The sequence below is a fragment of the Phaeobacter sp. BS52 genome, from assembly GCF_045040595.1.
GTDB classification, from domain to species: Bacteria; Pseudomonadota; Alphaproteobacteria; order Rhodobacterales; family Rhodobacteraceae; genus Phaeobacter; species Phaeobacter piscinae.
Genome location: NZ_CP090662.1, coordinates 1471943 through 1489054 on the forward strand (window position 1 = coordinate 1471943; position 17112 = coordinate 1489054).

The 17112-nt window shown below is 59.6% G+C and carries 15 protein-coding genes and 3 pseudogenes; 6 read left to right on the top strand and 12 right to left on the bottom strand.

Features of this window, described 5'->3' with window-relative positions; genetic code table 11:
* Positions 1-64 precede the first annotated feature (64 nt).
* The 3 genes from L0Z65_RS07150 to L0Z65_RS07160 form a co-directional block, all read right to left on the bottom strand.
* Positions 65-904 carry an ABC transporter ATP-binding protein gene (locus tag L0Z65_RS07150; protein ID WP_040178250.1) on the bottom strand — a complete coding sequence of 280 codons (840 nt, stop codon included), beginning with the start codon at positions 902-904 and terminating at the stop codon, positions 65-67.
* A gap of 60 nt (positions 905-964) precedes the next feature.
* Positions 965-2419, bottom strand: coding sequence for a dihydropyrimidinase (gene hydA / locus L0Z65_RS07155; protein ID WP_102897119.1), 1455 nt, complete (start codon positions 2417-2419; stop codon positions 965-967).
* A gap of 123 nt (positions 2420-2542) precedes the next feature.
* On the bottom strand, positions 2543-3793 hold the full coding sequence (locus L0Z65_RS07160; RefSeq protein ID WP_405111967.1) for a Zn-dependent hydrolase: 1251 nt from the start codon (positions 3791-3793) through the stop codon (positions 2543-2545).
* 240 nt (positions 3794-4033) lie between these two features.
* On the opposite strand from L0Z65_RS07160, the gene L0Z65_RS07165 reads away from it, so the two are divergent.
* On the top strand, positions 4034-4654 hold the full coding sequence (locus tag L0Z65_RS07165; protein ID WP_096789024.1) for a TetR family transcriptional regulator C-terminal domain-containing protein: 621 nt from the start codon (positions 4034-4036) through the stop codon (positions 4652-4654).
* Between the two features lie 121 nt (positions 4655-4775).
* Here L0Z65_RS07165 and preA read toward each other — a convergent pair whose 3' ends face one another.
* The 4 genes from preA to L0Z65_RS07185 all read right to left on the bottom strand — a co-directional run bounded on the left by preA (position 4776) and on the right by L0Z65_RS07185 (position 8626).
* Positions 4776-6080 carry an NAD-dependent dihydropyrimidine dehydrogenase subunit PreA gene (gene preA / locus L0Z65_RS07170; RefSeq protein WP_405111970.1) on the bottom strand — a complete coding sequence of 435 codons (1305 nt, stop codon included), beginning with the start codon at positions 6078-6080 and terminating at the stop codon, positions 4776-4778.
* 52 nt (positions 6081-6132) lie between these two features.
* Positions 6133-7467: an NAD(P)-dependent oxidoreductase gene (locus L0Z65_RS07175; protein WP_405111972.1), complete on the bottom strand. Its 1335-nt coding sequence runs from the start codon at positions 7465-7467 to the stop codon at positions 6133-6135.
* 326 nt (positions 7468-7793) lie between these two features.
* Entirely contained in the window at positions 7794-8189 is a 396-nt protein-coding gene (locus tag L0Z65_RS07180; protein ID WP_040173246.1) for a RidA family protein, read from the bottom strand.
* 173 nt (positions 8190-8362) lie between these two features.
* A complete protein-coding gene (locus tag L0Z65_RS07185; RefSeq protein WP_014874404.1) occupies positions 8363-8626 on the bottom strand; it encodes a DUF2312 domain-containing protein in 264 nt (87 codons plus the stop codon).
* Between the two features lie 232 nt (positions 8627-8858).
* Here L0Z65_RS07185 and L0Z65_RS07190 point away from each other — a divergent pair, with 232 nt between their 5' ends.
* The gene (locus L0Z65_RS07190; protein ID WP_061049267.1) at positions 8859-9080 is read left to right on the top strand and encodes a hypothetical protein; all 222 of its coding nucleotides are present in this window, start codon (positions 8859-8861) and stop codon (positions 9078-9080) included.
* Positions 9081-9191: 111 nt separating this feature from the next.
* Here the strand turns inward: L0Z65_RS07190 and L0Z65_RS07195 are convergent, their stop codons facing one another.
* Positions 9192-9422, bottom strand: a complete 231-nt coding sequence (locus L0Z65_RS07195) for a hypothetical protein (RefSeq protein WP_096871127.1) — start codon at positions 9420-9422, stop codon at positions 9192-9194.
* Positions 9423-9767: 345 nt separating this feature from the next.
* Between L0Z65_RS07195 and L0Z65_RS07200 the strand changes: the two genes are divergently transcribed.
* The 4 genes and pseudogenes from L0Z65_RS07200 to L0Z65_RS07215 all read left to right on the top strand — a co-directional run bounded on the left by L0Z65_RS07200 (position 9768) and on the right by L0Z65_RS07215 (position 12082).
* Positions 9768-10631 carry an MBL fold metallo-hydrolase gene (locus tag L0Z65_RS07200; RefSeq protein WP_102897124.1) on the top strand — a complete coding sequence of 288 codons (864 nt, stop codon included), beginning with the start codon at positions 9768-9770 and terminating at the stop codon, positions 10629-10631.
* A gap of 119 nt (positions 10632-10750) precedes the next feature.
* Positions 10751-11179: a YeeE/YedE family protein gene (locus L0Z65_RS07205; RefSeq protein WP_102897125.1), complete on the top strand. Its 429-nt coding sequence runs from the start codon at positions 10751-10753 to the stop codon at positions 11177-11179.
* A pseudogene (locus tag L0Z65_RS07210) lies at positions 11179-11611 on the top strand (DUF6691 family protein). Before L0Z65_RS07205 ends, L0Z65_RS07210 begins: the two are co-directional and overlap by 1 nt.
* Before the next feature lie 11 nt (positions 11612-11622).
* Positions 11623-12082: pseudogene (locus L0Z65_RS07215) on the top strand (TIGR01244 family sulfur transferase).
* A gap of 116 nt (positions 12083-12198) precedes the next feature.
* Here the strand turns inward: L0Z65_RS07215 and L0Z65_RS07220 are convergent.
* The 4 genes and pseudogenes from L0Z65_RS07220 to L0Z65_RS07235 all read right to left on the bottom strand — a co-directional run bounded on the left by L0Z65_RS07220 (position 12199) and on the right by L0Z65_RS07235 (position 17108).
* Positions 12199-13573: pseudogene (locus L0Z65_RS07220) on the bottom strand (FliM/FliN family flagellar motor C-terminal domain-containing protein).
* An 81-nt stretch (positions 13574-13654) separates the two neighbouring features.
* Complete coding sequence (locus L0Z65_RS07225) at positions 13655-16333, bottom strand: ATP-binding protein (protein WP_405111979.1); 2679 nt, start codon at positions 16331-16333, stop codon at positions 13655-13657.
* A complete protein-coding gene (locus tag L0Z65_RS07230; RefSeq protein WP_040173223.1) occupies positions 16333-16668 on the bottom strand; it encodes a hypothetical protein in 336 nt (111 codons plus the stop codon). The genes L0Z65_RS07225 and L0Z65_RS07230 overlap by 1 nt, the downstream gene beginning before the upstream one ends.
* Positions 16665-17108, bottom strand: a complete 444-nt coding sequence (locus L0Z65_RS07235; RefSeq protein WP_405111983.1) for a response regulator transcription factor — start codon at positions 17106-17108, stop codon at positions 16665-16667. The genes L0Z65_RS07230 and L0Z65_RS07235 overlap by 4 nt, the downstream gene beginning before the upstream one ends.
* Positions 17109-17112 lie beyond the last annotated feature (4 nt).

Below are 17112 nucleotides of genomic sequence, written 5' to 3' on the forward strand. Positions count from 1 at the left end.
TCTCTGGAGAAAACTTCCCGGAAAATTCAAGTTTTCCGGTGGCGTATCTCTGCCGCTGCGCCGATCAGTCATCGGCATGCCCCGCGCGCAGACCGTCACGGACCCGGTGAGCGATCTCGATAAACTCAGCGCTGTCACGAATGTCCAAAGGCCGTTCCTTGGGTAGCGGGCTGTCGATCACATCGTGAATGCGCCCCGGACGCGGTGACATCACCACGATCTTCGTGGACAGGTAGACCGCCTCCGGAATGGAATGTGTGACAAACCCGATGGTCTTGTCGGTGCGCGCCCAAAGCTTCAGCAGCTGTTCATTCAGATGATCCCGCACGATCTCATCCAGCGCCCCAAAAGGCTCATCCATCAACAGGATATCCGCATCAAATGCCAGAGCCCGCGCAATGCTGGCCCGCTGCTGCATCCCCCCCGACAGCTGCCAGGGGTATTTTCCACCAAACCCCGCCAACTCCACCAGCTCCAAAACCTGCTCGACCCGCGCGGCCTGCTCAGCCTTGGAATAGCCCATGATTTCAAGTGGCAGTTTGATGTTCTTGGCAATCGACCGCCAGGGATATAGCCCGGCAGCCTGAAACACATAGCCATAGGCGCGTTGCCTGCGGGCCTCATCCGGCGTCATGCCATTGACCATCAGCGCGCCGCCGGTGGGTTGCTCCAGCGCAGCAATGCAGCGCAGGAACGTGGTTTTGCCACATCCGGACGGGCCGATGAAGGAGACAAAATCGCCTTTGTTGATCTCCAGGCTCACGTCCTTCAGCGCATGCACCGGGCCGTCATTGGTCTGAAAGGTCAGGTCCAGATTGCGCGCCTCGATGACCGGCGCCTGCGGGGTGATATCGGAAGCGGCGGCCTGGGAATTGAGCGCCTGGGTGGTCGTTTCCATATTCATCTATTCGCCTTGATTTCAGACAGGAAAACGGGCCGCCAATACTGGCAGCCCGTCCCTGAATTACACACCTGTCACCGGAATACCCGACCGTTCCACCGGACGCGGCGCCGTCAGATCTTTCCAGGTCGACAACGCCTTGTTCACTGTCGCATTGGCCTCGCGCTCAACAAAGGTGCCATGCCCCTCCTGACAGCGGATCTCACCGTCATGAACCGCCACATGGCCACGGGTCAGGGTGAAGCGCGGCAACCCTTTCACCTCATGCCCCTCAAAGACATTATAGTCGATCGCCGACTGCTGGCTCACCGCCGAGATGACCTTGGTCTTTTCAGGGTCCCAGACCACCAGATCGGCATCCGCCCCGACAAGAACCGCACCTTTCTTGGGGTAGCAATTCAGGATCTTGGCAATATTGGTCGACGTCACGGCGACAAACTCATTCGGTGTCAGGCGGCCTGTGGCCACCCCATGCGTCCACAGCATCGGCATCCGGTCTTCCAACCCGCCAGTGCCATTGGGGATCTTGGTGAAATCGCCCACACCAGTACGCTTCTGCTCGGTGGTAAAGGCACAGTGATCCGTCGCCACAACCGACAGCGAGCCAGATTGCAACCCGTTCCACAGACTGTCCTGATGCTGCTTGTTGCGGAATGGCGGCGACATCACCCGACGCGCCGCATGATCCCAGTCCTGATTGAAATACTCACTTTCATCCAGCGTCAAATGCTGGATCAACGGCTCACCCCAAACGCGTTTGCCCTGCATGCGGGCACGGCGAATGGCCTCGTGGCTGTCTTCGCAGGACGTATGCACCACATAAAGCGGCACGCCTGCCATGTCGGCAATCATGATGGCGCGGTTCGTGGCTTCGCCCTCCACCTGCGGCGGCCGGGAATAGGCATGCGCCTCGGGACCATTGTTGCCCTCCGCCAAGAGCTTGGCCGAGAGTTCTGCCACCACATCCCCGTTTTCAGCGTGCACCATGGCAATGCCACCCAGCTCAGACAGCCGCTGGAAGGAGGCGTAAAGCTCATCATCATTCACCATCAACGCGCCTTTATAGGCCATGAAGTGTTTGAAGGTGTTGATGCCCCGCGTTTCAATGACAGTCTTCATATCGTCAAAGACCTGTTCCCCCCACCAGGTCACCGCCATATGAAAGGAATAGTCGCAGTTGGCACGGGTCGATTTATTATCCCAACGCTTCAGCGCGTCCAGCAGGCTCTCACCCGGATTGGGCAGCGCGAAATCCACCACCATGGTGGTGCCACCAGCAAGACCTGCCCGCGTCCCACTCTCAAAATCATCACTGGAGTATGTTCCCATAAAGGGCATCTCCAAATGTGTATGCGGATCAATGCCGCCCGGCATCACGTAGCAGCCGGTCGCGTCCAGCTCCTCATCCCCTTTCAATCCCTGACCGATCTCGGTGATCACACCGTTCTCGATCAGCACATCCGCCTTATAGGTCAGATCCGCCGTCACGATGGTGCCGTTCTTGATGACTTTCGCCATGGTCTATCTCCCTGTGAGAGCGCGGTCATTGCCGCATCTTTCTTGTTATCCCCAACGGCACAGGCATCTTCTGGCCCGAAATATCCCGGGGGAGCCGCGCGGGCGCGGCGGGGGCAGCGCCCCCTATGCGACGATTTCAGCAGTCTCCAGAACTGCGTGCAACATGACATCTGTGCCAGCTGCCGCCCAGTCCTTGGAGATATCCTCCGCCTCATTGTGGCTCAGCCCGTCAACGCAGGGGCACATGATCATCGCGGTCGGGGCCAGATCGTTGATCCAGCAGGCATCATGCCCGGCGCCGGAGACGATATCCATATGGCTATATCCCAGCCGCTCAGCGGCGGAACGCACAGCGCTCACGCAGCCCTCGTCAAAGGTGACAGGATCAAAATGCCCAACCGACTCCATCTCAAGTCCAAGACCAAGCTCGTCAGCGATTTCCTTCGCCTTCACCTCATATTGCGCCCGCATTGAGGTCAGTTTTTCCAGATCAGGCGAGCGGAAATCGACCGTAAACACCACTTTGCCGGGGATCACATTGCGGGAGTTTGGATAGACATCGCAGTGACCAACGGCGCCCACCGCATGGGGCTGGTGCGCCATGGCGATCTGGTGTGCGGCTTCTGTCATGCGCGCCATACCTAAGCCCGCATTGACCCGCATGTTCATCGGGGTGGAGCCGGTATGCGCATCCTTGCCCGTGACTGTGCATTGCAGCCACCACAATCCCTGACCATGAGTGACAACGCCGATATCCTTGCTTTCCGCCTCAAGGATTGGCCCCTGCTCAATGTGCAGCTCAAACATCGCATGCATCTTGCGGGCGCCGACCTCTTCGTCACCGATCCAGCCAATACGCTTCAACTCATCGCCGAATATTTTGCCGTCAGCATCCTCGCGGGCATAGGCCCAATCCTGCGTGTGTTTTCCGGCAAACACACCAGAGGCCAGCATCGCGGGCGCAAACCGCGTGCCCTCCTCATTGGTCCAGTTTGTCACGACAATCGGATGTTTGGTCTTGATGCCAAGATCATTGAGCGTGCGGACAACTTCCAATCCACCAAGCACCCCGAGGACACCGTCATATTTGCCGCCTGTGGGCTGCGTATCCAGATGAGATCCCATATAGACCGGCAGCGCTTCGGGATCAGTTCCTTCGCGCCGGGCAAACATATTGCCCATCGTGTCCAGCCCCATGGTGCAGCCAGCCGCCTCACACCACGACTGAAACAGTGCGCGCCCCTCGGCATCCGCATCGGTCAGGGTCTGACGGTTGTTACCGCCTGCGACACCGGGGCCGATTTTTGCCATTTCCATCAGGCTGTCCCACAGCCTGTCGCCATTGATCTTCAGATTCTGTCCAAGCGACGTCATCTCAGCTTCCTTCCCTGTTGCCCTGCTTTTTCGCAGGGACGTGCGGCTTTGCGCCTTGTCGGTGGCTTTGAAACGCTGGTCATGATTTGACCAACTGGTCAAACTCAGGCTATCACGGGTGGACATTCAGTCAAGAAATTGCGTCTAACGAAGCAAGAAAACTCCGGCAGGCAGAGCCGGTTGAGTGAAAATCAGGCGCGCAGCGGTGTTGCGGCCCCCAGGAAGAGCCCGAACAGCCCGATGCCCAAGGATCGCAGCCCGACCCGCATTCAGAAAAAGAATCGCGCCACTATTCTGGAGGCCGCCCTTGAGGTGTTTTCCAACAGCGGGTTTCGCGGAGCCACCGTGGACCAGATTGCCCGCGCCGCCGGGTTAAGCAAGCCCAATCTGCTGTATTACTTCCCCTCGAAGGAGGCGATTTTTACCGAACTGCTGTCCGGCCTTCTCGACACCTGGCTGGATCCGCTGCGCGCCATTGATCCCGATGGCGATCCGCTGGAAGAATTGCTGGCCTATGTGCAGCGCAAATTGCAGATGAGCCGGGATTTCCCGCGCGAAAGCCGACTGTTTGCCAATGAAATCGTGCAAGGCGCGCCGCGGATGCTGGACACCCTGTCTAAGGATCTGAAACCTCTGCTGGAAGAAAAAGCGGATCTGATCAAGGGCTGGATGGACGCTGGGAAGCTGAACCCGACCCATCCGAAACATTTGCTGTTCTCAGTCTGGTCGCTGACCCAGCACTATGCGGATTTTGATGTTCAGGTGCGGACGTTGATGGGGGATGAGGATCCTTTTGATGCGGCCCCAGAGCATCTGGATCGAATGTTCCGGCGCATGCTGACACCCGCCGACACCCGCTGACACCAGCACTCGCTGACCGTCGCCCCCTTTATTGACAAGACAAATAGAAAACGGCGCGCCGATCAGGGCGCGCCGTTTCTTATGCCATTCCATCCGACGATGGCAGGCCGATGACCTCCGCTTACTCCGCAGCGGTCACTGAGGGGTTGTTGGGATGGGTTGTCCAATTGGCATAATCGTCGGAAACAACCTCGCCCGTGCGCTCATCAATCTGACCGGCGGGCACCTCCTCCATGGTGATGCAGCCTTCAACCGGGCAAACATTGACGCAGAGGTTGCAGGCCACGCATTCGTCATCCTTCACGGTGAAAACGCGATCCTCGCTCATGGCGATGGCCTGATGTGACGTGTCCTCGCAGGCGGCAAAGCAGCGACCGCATTTGATGCAATCATCCTGATTGATCTTGGCCTTAGCGACGTAGTTCAGATCCAGATACTGCCAGTCGGTGACATTCGGCACAGCCTTGCCGACGAAATCATCCAACCGGTCATAGCCTTTGTCGTCCATCCACTGGTTCAGGCCAGAGATCATCTCCTTCACCACATTGAAGCCATAGGTCATGGCAGCGGTGCAGACCTGCACATTGCCAGCGCCCATGGTCATGAACTCAGCCGCATCGCGCCAGGTTGTGACGCCGCCAATGGCAGAAATCGGCAGACCATGAGTTTGCGGGCAACGGGCGATTTCAGCCACCATATTCAACGCAATCGGCTTCACCGCCGGGCCGCAATACCCGCCGTGTGTACCCTTGTCGCCAATGGTCGGCTCTGGCGCCATGGCATCGAGATTTACTGACACGATGGAGTTGATGGTGTTGATCAAGCTGACCGCATCTGCCCCGCCAGCCTTCGCCGCACGTGCAGGGTGACGAATATCAGTGATATTCGGCGTCAGCTTCACGATCACCGGTTTGGAGTAGTATTTCTTGCACCACTCCGTGACCATCTGGATGTATTCCGGCACCTGCCCCACGGCAGAACCCATACCGCGCTCCGCCATCCCATGCGGGCAGCCGAAGTTCAGTTCAATGCCGTCCGCGCCAGTGGCCTCGACCCGCGGCAGGATATCTTTCCACGCCTGCTCCTCGCAGGGCACCATCAGCGACACGATGATCGCACGATCCGGATAGTCCTTCTTCACACGGGCGATCTCTTCCAGGTTCACCTCAAGCGGACGGTCGGTGATCAGCTCAATATTGTTGAGCCCGAGAAGCCAGCGATCCGCGCCCCAGATGGCGCCATAGCGCGGCCCGTTCACATTGACGACCGGCGGTCCTTCGGAGCCGAGGGTCTTCCAGACCACCCCGCCCCAACCGGCCTCAAAGGCACGGCGCACGTTGTATTCTTTATCCGTTGGCGGCGCAGAGGCGAGCCAGAACGGGTTCGGAGATTTGATCCCCAGGAAATCTGCTGTCAGATCAGCCATTTGTCTGTTCCTTACACTGGCAACACAGGGCCAGGTCGGCCCTGTGGCTGGCTTAGCCCATCAGGCTGGCGTGGATGTCCATAGCGGCGTCGCGGCCTTCGGCGACGGCTGTCACGGTGAGGTCTTCTCCGCCAGAGGCGCAATCCCCCCCGGCCCAGACCCCGGCAATCGACGTGCGGCCCCGCGCGTCCACCTTGATCTTGCGCCCTTCAAGCGTCAGCGCGTCAGGCTGATCCTCCAGCGTCTGACCAATCGCCTTGTAGATCTGATCCGCCGCAATCCGCACCGTCTCTCCGGTGCCGCTCAACTGGCCGCCCTCGCTTTTGGTATACTCCAGCTCGATTTCAGCACAGGCACCGTTGCCATGCACCGCGACAGGCTGAACATTGAACAGCAGACGCACCCCCTTGGTTGCAGCCAAATCCTGTTCAAAGCGGCTCGCGCCCATGGCGTCACGGCCCCGGCGATAGGCGATGGTCACAGTCTCTGAACCGAGCAGCTTGGACTGCACCGCAGCATCCACTGCCGTCATCCCGCCGCCGATCACAACCACATTGCGCCCAACCGGCAGATTGGTCAAATCATCGGCCTGACGCAGCTCCGCGATAAAGTCGACCGCGTCACGCACGCCATCCTTGTCTTCGCCCTCCGCACGCAGCGCGTTGACGCCGCCAAGACCGATCGACAGGAACACCGCATCATAATCGGCCTTGAGCGCATCCAAGCTGAGTTCCGCACCGAGCTTTTTGCCATATTCGACGGTGATGCCACCAATTTGCAGCAGCCAATCCACTTCGCGGCTGGCGAAATTCTCGGTCGATTTATAGGCGGCAATCCCAAATTCGTTGAGGCCACCCGCCTTTGCCCGGGCCTCATAGATAACCACGTCATTGCCCAGCATTGCCAGACGGTGCGCTGCCGCCAATCCTGCTGGTCCCGCGCCCACCACAGCGACCCGCTTGCCCGTTGCCGCAGCGCGCGTGAAGGGATGCACGCCCTTTTCCATCAACGTGTCGGTGGCATGGCGCTGCAAGCGACCGATCTCAACCGGCTTGCCCTCAGCCGCCTCGCGGACGCAGGCTTCCTCACAGAGTGTCTCGGTCGGACACACCCGAGCGCACATCCCGCCAAGGATGTTCTGTTCCAGAATGGTCTTCGCCGCCGCTTCCGGGTGGCCGGTCTGGATCTCACGGATGAATTGAGGAATGTCGATGGAGGTCGGGCATGCCGTCATACAAGGCGCATCATAGCAGAAATAGCAGCGATCCGCCGCCACTGCCGCCTCATGCGCCTCATATTGTGGATGCAGGTCTCCAAAGTTGTCGGCAATTTCTGAGGCGGACAAACGCCCTGCCTGAATGCCGGATGCCTGATGGCTGGTCGCCATTGGGTGTCTCCCTGGATTTGTTTTTTATGCAAATCAGAGTGCCACAGTTAGATTTTTTATCAACTGGTAAAATTTTTGATCAGTCAGTTTTTTGAAGCGCAACTACGAAGGTAACCGGCCAATACGTTGCAGAAGAACAAAAAACTGCCCCAGCACAAATATTGGGCGGCTGCGGCAAACCATCCCGATCAGCGGAATTACGCTATTGCTGTGCGGCAAACAGGGTCAGTACCATTGCCCCAAAGAAGGCAAAAACCGCCCCTCCGCCCGAAACAATCGAACAGAAAAGCGGCTTCAATAAGATCTGGTTAGATCCGCGGTCCTGGTCAGGCGAGCATCGCAGTGGCTTCGATCTCGATCTTGGCACGATCTTCGATAAGCCCCGCAACCACCACCATCGTCATCGCAGGAAAATGGTAGCCCATGACAGCGCGATAGGCCGCCCCGACCTCCCGCTGATGCGCCAGATACTCGGCCTTGTCGGTCACATACCAGGTCAGCCGGGTGATGTCGCTGGCGCTGCCACCGGCCTCCTGCACGACTGCCAGAATATTCTCCAGCGCCTGGCTCATCTGACCGATGAAGTCGTCCGTCTCAAAGACCTGATCCGCAGTCCAGCCAATCTGGCCACCAACAAACAGCATCCGCCCCTCGCCAATCATGCCGTTGGCATAGCCTTTGGCCGGTTTCCAGCCTTCGGGGTGCACATTCACTGTCGGCATGTTGGGCTCCTGTCCTGAGCGCGACGATCCGCGCAACCACTTTCAGCTCCCAATATCCATCAGGATGAAATTTACTTCAAGCTTAAAATATGCAAACTTAAAGAACACAAAAAAGCCCTCCGCGAACGCGAAGGGCCAAACAGGCTTGCGCCATCACGTAAGACCATATCGGCTCACATGCCGAGCGCTTCCTTATACATTTCAAGAACCGCTTCTTCTTCGGCGATATCGTCTTTGTCGCGCTTGCGCAGCGCGATCACCTTACGGATCACCTTGGTGTCGTAGCCGCGCGCCTTCGCTTCGGCCATGATCTCTTTCTGCTGCTCAGCAAGATCTTTCTTCTCAGCGTCCAGACGCTCAAACCGTTCGATAAACTGGCGCAATTCACCAGCGGTCACACGGTAGCTGTCGCTTTTTTCGTCTTCGGTCATATCCATCGTGGGCTCCGTCGGCAAAGTGTGGAAACTCGGATCAGCCCTCCAGATACAATCGTGCCCCCTGCTCCGCAAGCGGTGATAGGGAGATCCGACATAGGACCCGTCTGAATAGGCAAAAGGCACCCCGGTCAGTGTCTGCGCCCGACCTCGGCTGGCTTGCCCTGCCCCCGTCAATCAGGTAGGCGCAGGCCGACACCACCGGCGCAGTGAGGCGCCACCACCGGAGAGTGCGATGTACGAAATTATGGTTTGGGTAGGCGCGGCCGTATCGGTAGCAGGTCTGATCGGGCTGATGTGGAGCGTGGTGCGCGTAATGCAGGCCAAACGGCAAAAGCTGGACGACGACGCCCTGCGCGCTGTCGTCCAAAAGGTGCTGCCCTATAACCTTGGTGCGCTGTTTCTGTCGGTCATCGGCCTGATGCTGGTCATGCTGGGGCTGACACTGGGCGGCTGATCGCTGACGCAATACAGCGAAGGCCGTGCCAGAGGGGCGATCAGCCATTCGCAGCAACTTCTGACCTCAGCACTAAATCTATTGCCGTAAACAAACCCGACCGGCCCGGCCTCAGACCGGCATGTTGTCGAACATCTCCTCAGCCGCTTCCTCACTGAGCATCTGCTCCAACCGCAACATGCGGCTTGGAACGCGTTCCCCCGCGACCCGCAAACGGGCCAATGTTCGGCTGAACTCAGGATATAAGACAAGCCGGTCCAACCGGTGCGCGGCCAATATGCGGCGCTCAAGCCCTTGGGCCTGCTGCATCAGACTGTCGCTCTTTCTGTTCTCACTGGTCATTCTGCACTCCTCCCTTGGACCTGCCCCTCGGGCCGCATCGGCGGTATAACCCAGAGGCCTGGTAGAACTGTGGGAGGCTGCACAACGGCCTCCCGCTCCATCCCGGCATCCGGATTTTGGCGCAGGTCATCGCGGCTCACCTCACCGCTGTCGCCACGATAGCAGATATCCCACCACGTGACCTTGAGTAAGATCAACCATAACGTGAAATAATGATCCCGCAAGTCATAGCGCCGAACGCAGCAGACTCCGACGTTGCCCATAGGCCAATCAAATTTCCCCGCCTCTGCCCTTGCACATATTCATTTTTCTATATATGTATTGGACAGCAGCAGGAGATCCCCCATGAAGCCGATCGTCAAAGCGTTTTTTGATGAACAGACAAACACCGTATCCTACGTCGTGCGTGAGCCGGATGGCACCGCCTGCGCCCTGATCGATTCAGTTCTGGATTTCGATCACGCTGCCGGTCGCACCGATACCCGCTCTGCTGATGAGATGATCGCCTGGGTAAAGGCCGAGGGTCTGCGGGTTGAGTGGATCCTCGAAAGCCATGTCCACGCCGACCACCTTTCAGCCGCCCCCTACCTTCAGGAGCATCTGGGAGGGAAAATCGGCATCGGCGCCAATATCACCCTGGTCCAGGACACCTTTGGCAAGGTCTTCAACGAAGGCACCGAATTTCAACGCGATGGCAGCCAGTTCGACGCGCTGTTCGAAGAGGGCGACAGTTTCCACATCGGGCAACTGCGCGGTGATGTGTTGCACACGCCGGGCCACACCCCCGCTTGCCTCACCTATGTGATTGGGGACGCCGCATTTGTTGGCGACACATTGTTCATGCCCGACTTTGGCACCGCCCGCTGCGATTTTCCCGGTGGCTCCTCCGAAGCCCTGTTCCAGTCGATCCAGAAAATCCTGACGCTCCCCGATGAGACCCGCATTTTTGTCGGCCATGACTACAAGGCACCGGGTAGAGACGATTATGCCTGGGAAACCACGGTGGGGGAGCAGAAAGCGCTGAACATCCATATCGGTCAAGGCCGCCCGATTGAGGACTTCGTCGCCATGCGGGATGCCCGCGACGCAACACTGTCCATGCCCCGACTGATCCTGCCATCTCTGCAGGTCAATATGCGCGCGGGCCAAATGCCGGACGCCGATACCGACGGCAATGTCTACCTGAAGGTGCCGATCAACAAACTCTGATCCCAGAACTTCCGGATGGGGCCGTCCTCGCGCCGCCCATTTCGCAGGCGGCTGCGAGATCCGGTGCGAATAGGCGCTGGGTTCCCTGTCACAGATTGATAGATCACAAGGATTTCACCATGAATATAGACTGGATCTGGGGGCTGATTGGCGGCGTGCTGATCGGCACCGGCGGTGCCGTGTACCTGCTCGGCAATGGGCGCATCATGGGGGCCAGCGGCATTCTTGGCGGCCTGATTGATGGCAGCGGTCGCAACAGCGCGGCTGAGCGGCTGGCCTTCGTTGCAGGCGTTGTTCTGGTCCCGCTGGTGATGTGGCTGACCGTCGCCGAAGCGCCGGACACACATCTCACCTCGAACACGGCGGTGATTGTCGCCGCCGGACTTCTGGTGGGGCTTGGCACGCGCATTGCCAATGGCTGCACCTCGGGTCACGGCGTCTGTGGCATCTCCCGACTGTCCCTGCGCGGGCTGATCGCAACCGTCATCTACATTCTTGCCGGTGGCCTGACACTTGCTCTGTTTCGCCATGTCTGGGGTCTGATCTGATGCGTCTTCTTCTCTCTTTCTCAGCGGGCGGGCTGTTTGGCCTCGGCCTGTTCCTCTCTGGCATGACCGACACACAAAAGGTTCAGGGCTGGCTTGATATATTCGGCGCCTGGGATCCGACGCTGGCCTTTGTGATGGGCGGGGCCATACTGCCAATGGCATTGGCCTGGCAGTTGACCCGCGGTCGCGCGCCATTGGTCGGCGGCAGTTTTCCAGCCCCGCCACGGCAGGAGCTTGACCGACGACTGATCATCGGATCTGTCCTGTTTGGCATCGGCTGGGGGTTGGCTGGCCTCTGCCCCGGGCTTGGCGATTGCCTCGCTTAGCTATGGCGGCACCGGCGGCATCATTTTCATCGCCGCACTGCTCATCGGCATGATGGCAGCGCCCCCGGTCGCCCAGCGACTGGACCGCGCGGCTGCAAGCACGTAAAAGGCCGGATCATGGACCCACGCACGTTGACCCCCCGCTATTCCGTCTCGCCGCAGATTTCGGTTGAGGACCTGCCGCAGCTGGCCGCCGCCGGATTCACCACGGTGATCTGCAACCGCCCTGATGCTGGAGGTCCCGCCCAGCCATCAGGCCGATGCCATCCGCACCGCTGCCGAGGCGCAGGGGTTGCGGTTCGAAGTGCTGCCGCTGACCCACCAGACCATGACGCCAGAGAATGTCGCCAAGCAGCAAGCGTTTGTTGAGGCTTCGGATGGCCCGGTACTGGCCTATTGCGCATCCGGCACCCGCTGCTCGGTTGTTTGGGCATTGGGCCAAGCGCCGCTTATGCCGGTGGACGAGATCCTCGCCACCACTGCAGAGGCCGGATATCAGCTTGATGGGCTGCGCCCGACGTTGATGGCCGTGGCCACTCAGGCAGCGCAGGTAGCCCCGACAGCAAACGAAAGCTGACATCGTCAGCTAGAGCCCTGACTTCAGATAAGCTTCACCGTGTAAGATGCTGAAATTCAACGGCAGTGCAGATCATGCGCTGCCGTTTTCCATTTCGACTGCCCGGTTTGGCAGGGTCACCCGGTACTGCTGTTCAGCCCGGCAAGATCGGAGATTTCCATCGCAGCCGCATCCGCGCTGAAATCGCCCAGCCCGTCACCTAAGCCATCCCCGAGACCGTCGCCCATCGGCATCGCACCGAGGTCTGGTAGATCTCCAAGATCTGGCAGATCACCGGACATGGCGTCACCCAGACCGTCATTCAAGCCATCAGGAAGATCGCCCGCCATCGGCATACCCGCCAGATCACCACCAAGGTCGCCGCCCAGATCCGCTCCGAGGTCACCACCCAGATCGCCGCCAAAGCCACCTAGATCCCCTCCAAGGTCACCGAGCCCATCGCCCAAGCCTCCGCCCATGCCACCCATGGGATCCTGCAACCCGTCAGCCGCAACGGAGAGATCCAAGGTTGGCGGTTCGTGATCCAAAGCACCGGCACCACCGCCCATGTGGGACGAAAACGCACTCTCATCAGCCGCACTGTCGTTCACCAGCTTCGTGCGCGGATCAGTGAGCCTGACAGCACGGGCGCCGTTCATCTGGCCCAGACGCCCCTGCGCAATAGCCTGACCACTGATGGATATCATCTCCGTCTCATAGAGGAAGGCCTGATCCAACGGCAGCAGATCCCCTTCTTCAAGTGAGGAAAACTCATTCGCGGGAACCTTCATCTTGCACAAAACAGCGCGCAACTCGGCCCGCATGGACCCCATATTGCTTCCCAGCGATGGGCTTAGCCTGATGGGCGTTCTGACCTGCCTCGCCCAGATCCTCGGGCGAGGGTTCAGGCAGGATCAGGGTCAGCCCGCCCTGCATCGCCCCGCAGGCAAGATCCAGCGTCAGTTCAATCACCCGGTAGTCTTCCGCCTCAAGCCCCAGAACAAGGCTGCGCACATCCTCGACCTGCGCTCCGAAACGGTAACCGGAGAAAATCGCCTCATCTTTCTGCTGGGCCAGCATGGAGACCACCTTGGCAAAGGTGCGCTCAAGAAAATCGGCAACCATGGCGGCGTCTGTCGGGGTGTAATTCCGCTCACTCGGCGCCTTGCCCAGAACCTGCCCCATGGTCTGCTGTTGGATAAGCGCGGTCACGGTGGGCGCATCCAGCGTGGCGGCACCAATCCGCCCGTGCGGTCCGTCCAACACCACCAGCAGATGCTTGTCCGACAGATGTGGTGGCAGATCCTCGGGAATGCGGTTGGCTTGGCGCGCGGCCAGCACCGCCACGGGAAGATCACACAGATCCGCTGCCGCCCGCGCAATCGAGCGGCGCAAAGCCTTAAGGGTCAACGAACTGGTCAGTCCGCCCTTGCCCTCTTTGGTGGCTGCCAGTTTGCGGGCCAGGACCCCGCCGCCACCATTCGCTGCCGTTTCCGATTTCGTTTCAGACATAGGTTGTAAACCTGCCCCTCTCGCACCGCTTTGCCCTAGGTCTACCTCAAGAGTGGTTACCAATAACTTTACGATAAACAGTTAAACCGGGTTTTCCTGACGAAGAGGTAAGGAAACCTGAAAGGCACCGCCAACCTCCCCCGAAAGATAGGCCACATCTCCGCCAAGGCGCTGCATGATCTCCCGGCAAATCGCTAGACCAAGGCCCGCGCCGCCTGCCCGTTCCGGGCTAACCCTCGAAAACTTCTCAAAAATAGTGGTGCGAAACTCTGGTGGGATCCCCTCACCATTGTCGATGAAATCAATGAACAACCAATGACCACTTTGCCGGGCGGTGATGCGCAGTTCGGGGTCCGCTGCGGTACAATATTTGTCGGCGTTGGCGATCAGGTTGATGAACACCTGCGCCAACCGGTCCAGATCAGAGGAGAGCCGCATATCATCCGTCGCCACGCCACGTTCCACCCGCAACCGCGCCGATCCATCCGCCAGCGCAGTGGCCACCCCATGGTCCAGCACATCCCCCAACCGTCCGGCACTGATGTTGAGGCTCACCTGACCATTTTCCAGCACGCTGAGGTCCAGCAGATCGTTCAGCAGACGGGTCAGCCGCTGCGCCTCATCGTGGATAATGCCCGCATAGCGACTGTGATCCTGCACCGCGAGGTTTTCGGTATCACGCAAGATTTCAGAAAACGCCCGGATGGAGGTCATCGGCGTGCGCAATTCATGGCTCACTTGGCTGAGGAACGCATCCTTCTGTTGCGACAACTGTGTCAATTTTTCATTTGTTTCCTGAAGTTTGCGTGCCGTTCTTGACAGTTCTTCGGACTGTGTTTCAAGCCGATTGGAATACTCAAGGATCTGCGCGGTCTCATCCGCCACCGCCAATAGATCCTGCACGGAGACCGAAGACCCGCCGACGATCTGCCCGACCATCGCATGGGCCGCCGCTGCACCGATAGAGGCGCTGAGCTCGCGTTCCAGACGCTCCAGAAACGCTGGGGTCGGCTCAGGCAGCGGTCCCCGCCCGCCCTGGCGCGCCAATTCGCTCTGAAAGAACGTCTGCGCCTCACCCGCCCCCAGAATACGCTGGGACATGACCATCAGATCCTCGCTCTGCGCCACGGATCCGGTCCAGCCGCGCGGCCCCGAAGAATGGTCAAATACATGCACAAATTGCGCCCCCTGAAGGCGCTCCATCGGACTGGGAAAGGACAGCAGAGATCCAATCAGGAACGCCGCCGTGTTCAATGCCATCGACCACAGAACCGCATGGACCGTAGGGTCCAACCCCTCAATCCCAAAAAGCGCATGAGGGCGCAGCCACGACAGGCCCAACAGCCCATCCGCCAGTACATGCGCAGGCAGCAGCCCACCGCCCAGTTCTGGCAAAAGCATCGTGTAAAGCCAGATTGCAAACCCAACGGACAAGCCTGCAAGCGCTCCACTGCGGGTCGCGCCACGCCAGAACAGCCCGCCTACGAGACTCGGCAGCATCTGTGCAATGCCGGTGAACGAAATTAGACCGATAGCCGCCAGCGCCGCACCGCCGCCCGATAGCGTATAATAGAAATAGCCCAGCGCCATGATGCCCGCGATCGACAGCCGCCGCGACAGCAGCACGACATGGCGCACATCGCCGGAGACGGAGGCACCCACCTCCTGCCAGCGCAGCCAGATCGGCATGACGATATGGTTTGACACCATGGTCGACAGCGCCATCGCCGCAACAATCGCCATGGATGTTGCAGAGGAGAACCCCCCCAGAAAAGACAGCATCGCCAGCCCCTGCTGGCCCTCGGCCAGAGGCAGGGTCAGGACAAACAGATCCGGGTTCGATCCCACCGGCAGCAGCTCCAACCCGATGGCGGCAATCGGCACCACAAAGATCGAGATCAGCAGGAGATAGAGCGGAAACGCCCAGGCCGCGACGCGCAAATGCCGTTCATCCTCATTCTCGACCACCATGACCTGAAACATACGCGGCAGGCAGACAAAGGCCGCTGCCGATAGGAAAGTGATCGTCGCCCAGCGCCCGCCATCAACCTGCCACTGACCAATCGCAGAGGCATCAATCCGGGCCATGGTCTCGCCCACCCCACCCGCAACTCCCCAAACAACAAAGATACCCACCGCCAGCAGCGAGACCAGCTTCACCACCGCCTCAAGCGCCACGGCGGTCACGACGCCGTGGTGGCGCTCATTGGCGTTGAGATTGCGCGTGCCAAACAGAATGGCAAAGGCCGCAAGCCCGGCCGCCACCCAGAACACCGTCTGCGTTTCATTGACACTGCGCAGCGGGTCTGCTTCAGCGAAGATCGCAAACGACAACGTAATAGATTGTAATTGCAGCGAGATATAGGGTGTCGTGCCGATCACCGCGAGGATCGTGACGCCAATCGCCAAGAGATTTGACTTGCCATATCGCGCCGACAAAAGATCCGCGATGGAGGTGATCCGCTGGCTGCGCCCGATACGGACCAGCTTGCGCAAGCCCCACCACCAGCCGACCATCACCAGTGTGGGACCAAGATAGATGGTTATATATTCCAATCCCGAGCGCGCCGCGTAACCCACCGCCCCGTAAAAGGTCCAGGCGGTGCAATAGATCGACAGCGACAGCGTGTAAATCAACGGTGACCGCATCCAACGGGCAGCGCGTCCATGGCTGGCATGACGATCCGCGGCGAAAGCCACGATAAACAGCAGCGCAACATAGCTCAGACAGACCAGCGCCAACACATTGAGCGACGCCATCAGTCCGCGTCCCCGCCCCGGCGCGGTTCGCCACCTTCGGTCCAGTGCTCCGCCCAGCGCCGCACCGCCAGCGCAAAGCCAAAGCTCGCGAGAATCAGCCCCGCCCACACCACAAGGATATAGATCATCGCCCTTGACAGCGGCATGCCTGACATACTGTCCGGTGCAGGATAGGGGTCTGGGTCGGGCCACATCAGCGGCACCAGCAGCAACAGCGCACCCAAGACAGGCAACAGGCGCGCAACATCCATCAGACGGCGGCGACGATAGGTCCGGCGTTCAACAAACGGCGCGCCAGTTTCGCCCTCGCTCTCAGCGCCGTCGCCACGGATCATCCCTGGCGGGCCTGTTCAGCCAGATCAACAGCCGCAGCGCCAGCCTCAGACACACCCGCGCGGTTCTGCGCCGCCTGCGCATGAAGGTCGCGGACTGCGGTCAGAACCTCGTTGTTGGAAAACGGTTTTGTCATGAACCGGGTGACCCCGGCCTGCTCTGCCATCTCCCGGTCGCGCAGCTGCCCTCGTGCGGTCAGCATCAGAACCGGCAAACCCGGCAGCTGCCCGCTGTCGCGCAATTCACGAATGATCTCCAGCCCGCTTTTGCCGGGCAGCATCAGATCCAGGATCACCAGATCCGGCTTCGCCTTGCAGATCACCTCAACCGCATCGCTACCATCGGCGTGGCTGTCGACCTGCCAGCCATCGCGGGTCAGCAGAAATCGGATCGCCTCGGTGATATTCGGCTCGTCTTCGACCAGAACAACATGCCTGCCCATTGTG

What these genes read in the sequence shown, in the direction of transcription:
- L0Z65_RS07185 (WP_014874404.1), bottom strand. Translation starts at nt 8,626, where the DNA reads ATGGATATGACCGAAGACGAAAAAAGCGACAGCTACCGTGTGACCGCT.
- L0Z65_RS07225 (WP_405111979.1), bottom strand. Translation starts at nt 16,333, where the DNA reads ATGGCGTCGCTCAATGTGTTGGCGCTGGTCTGTCTGAGCTATGTTGCG.
- L0Z65_RS07160 (WP_405111967.1), bottom strand. Translation starts at nt 3,793, where the DNA reads ATGACGTCGCTTGGACAGAATCTGAAGATCAATGGCGACAGGCTGTGG.
- L0Z65_RS07230 (WP_040173223.1), bottom strand. Translation starts at nt 16,668, where the DNA reads ATGATCCGTGGCGACGGCGCTGAGAGCGAGGGCGAAACTGGCGCGCCG.
- L0Z65_RS07235 (WP_405111983.1), bottom strand. Translation starts at nt 17,108, where the DNA reads ATGGGCAGGCATGTTGTTCTGGTCGAAGACGAGCCGAATATCACCGAG.
- L0Z65_RS07165 (WP_096789024.1), top strand. Translation starts at nt 4,034, where the DNA reads ATGCCCAAGGATCGCAGCCCGACCCGCATTCAGAAAAAGAATCGCGCC.
- preA (WP_405111970.1), bottom strand. Translation starts at nt 6,080, where the DNA reads ATGGCTGATCTGACAGCAGATTTCCTGGGGATCAAATCTCCGAACCCG.
- hydA (WP_102897119.1), bottom strand. Translation starts at nt 2,419, where the DNA reads ATGGCGAAAGTCATCAAGAACGGCACCATCGTGACGGCGGATCTGACC.
- L0Z65_RS07190 (WP_061049267.1), top strand. Translation starts at nt 8,859, where the DNA reads ATGTACGAAATTATGGTTTGGGTAGGCGCGGCCGTATCGGTAGCAGGT.
- L0Z65_RS07200 (WP_102897124.1), top strand. Translation starts at nt 9,768, where the DNA reads ATGAAGCCGATCGTCAAAGCGTTTTTTGATGAACAGACAAACACCGTA.
- L0Z65_RS07205 (WP_102897125.1), top strand. Translation starts at nt 10,751, where the DNA reads ATGAATATAGACTGGATCTGGGGGCTGATTGGCGGCGTGCTGATCGGC.
- L0Z65_RS07195 (WP_096871127.1), bottom strand. Translation starts at nt 9,422, where the DNA reads ATGACCAGTGAGAACAGAAAGAGCGACAGTCTGATGCAGCAGGCCCAA.
- L0Z65_RS07150 (WP_040178250.1), bottom strand. Translation starts at nt 904, where the DNA reads ATGAATATGGAAACGACCACCCAGGCGCTCAATTCCCAGGCCGCCGCT.
- L0Z65_RS07175 (WP_405111972.1), bottom strand. Translation starts at nt 7,467, where the DNA reads ATGGCGACCAGCCATCAGGCATCCGGCATTCAGGCAGGGCGTTTGTCC.
- L0Z65_RS07180 (WP_040173246.1), bottom strand. Translation starts at nt 8,189, where the DNA reads ATGCCGACAGTGAATGTGCACCCCGAAGGCTGGAAACCGGCCAAAGGC.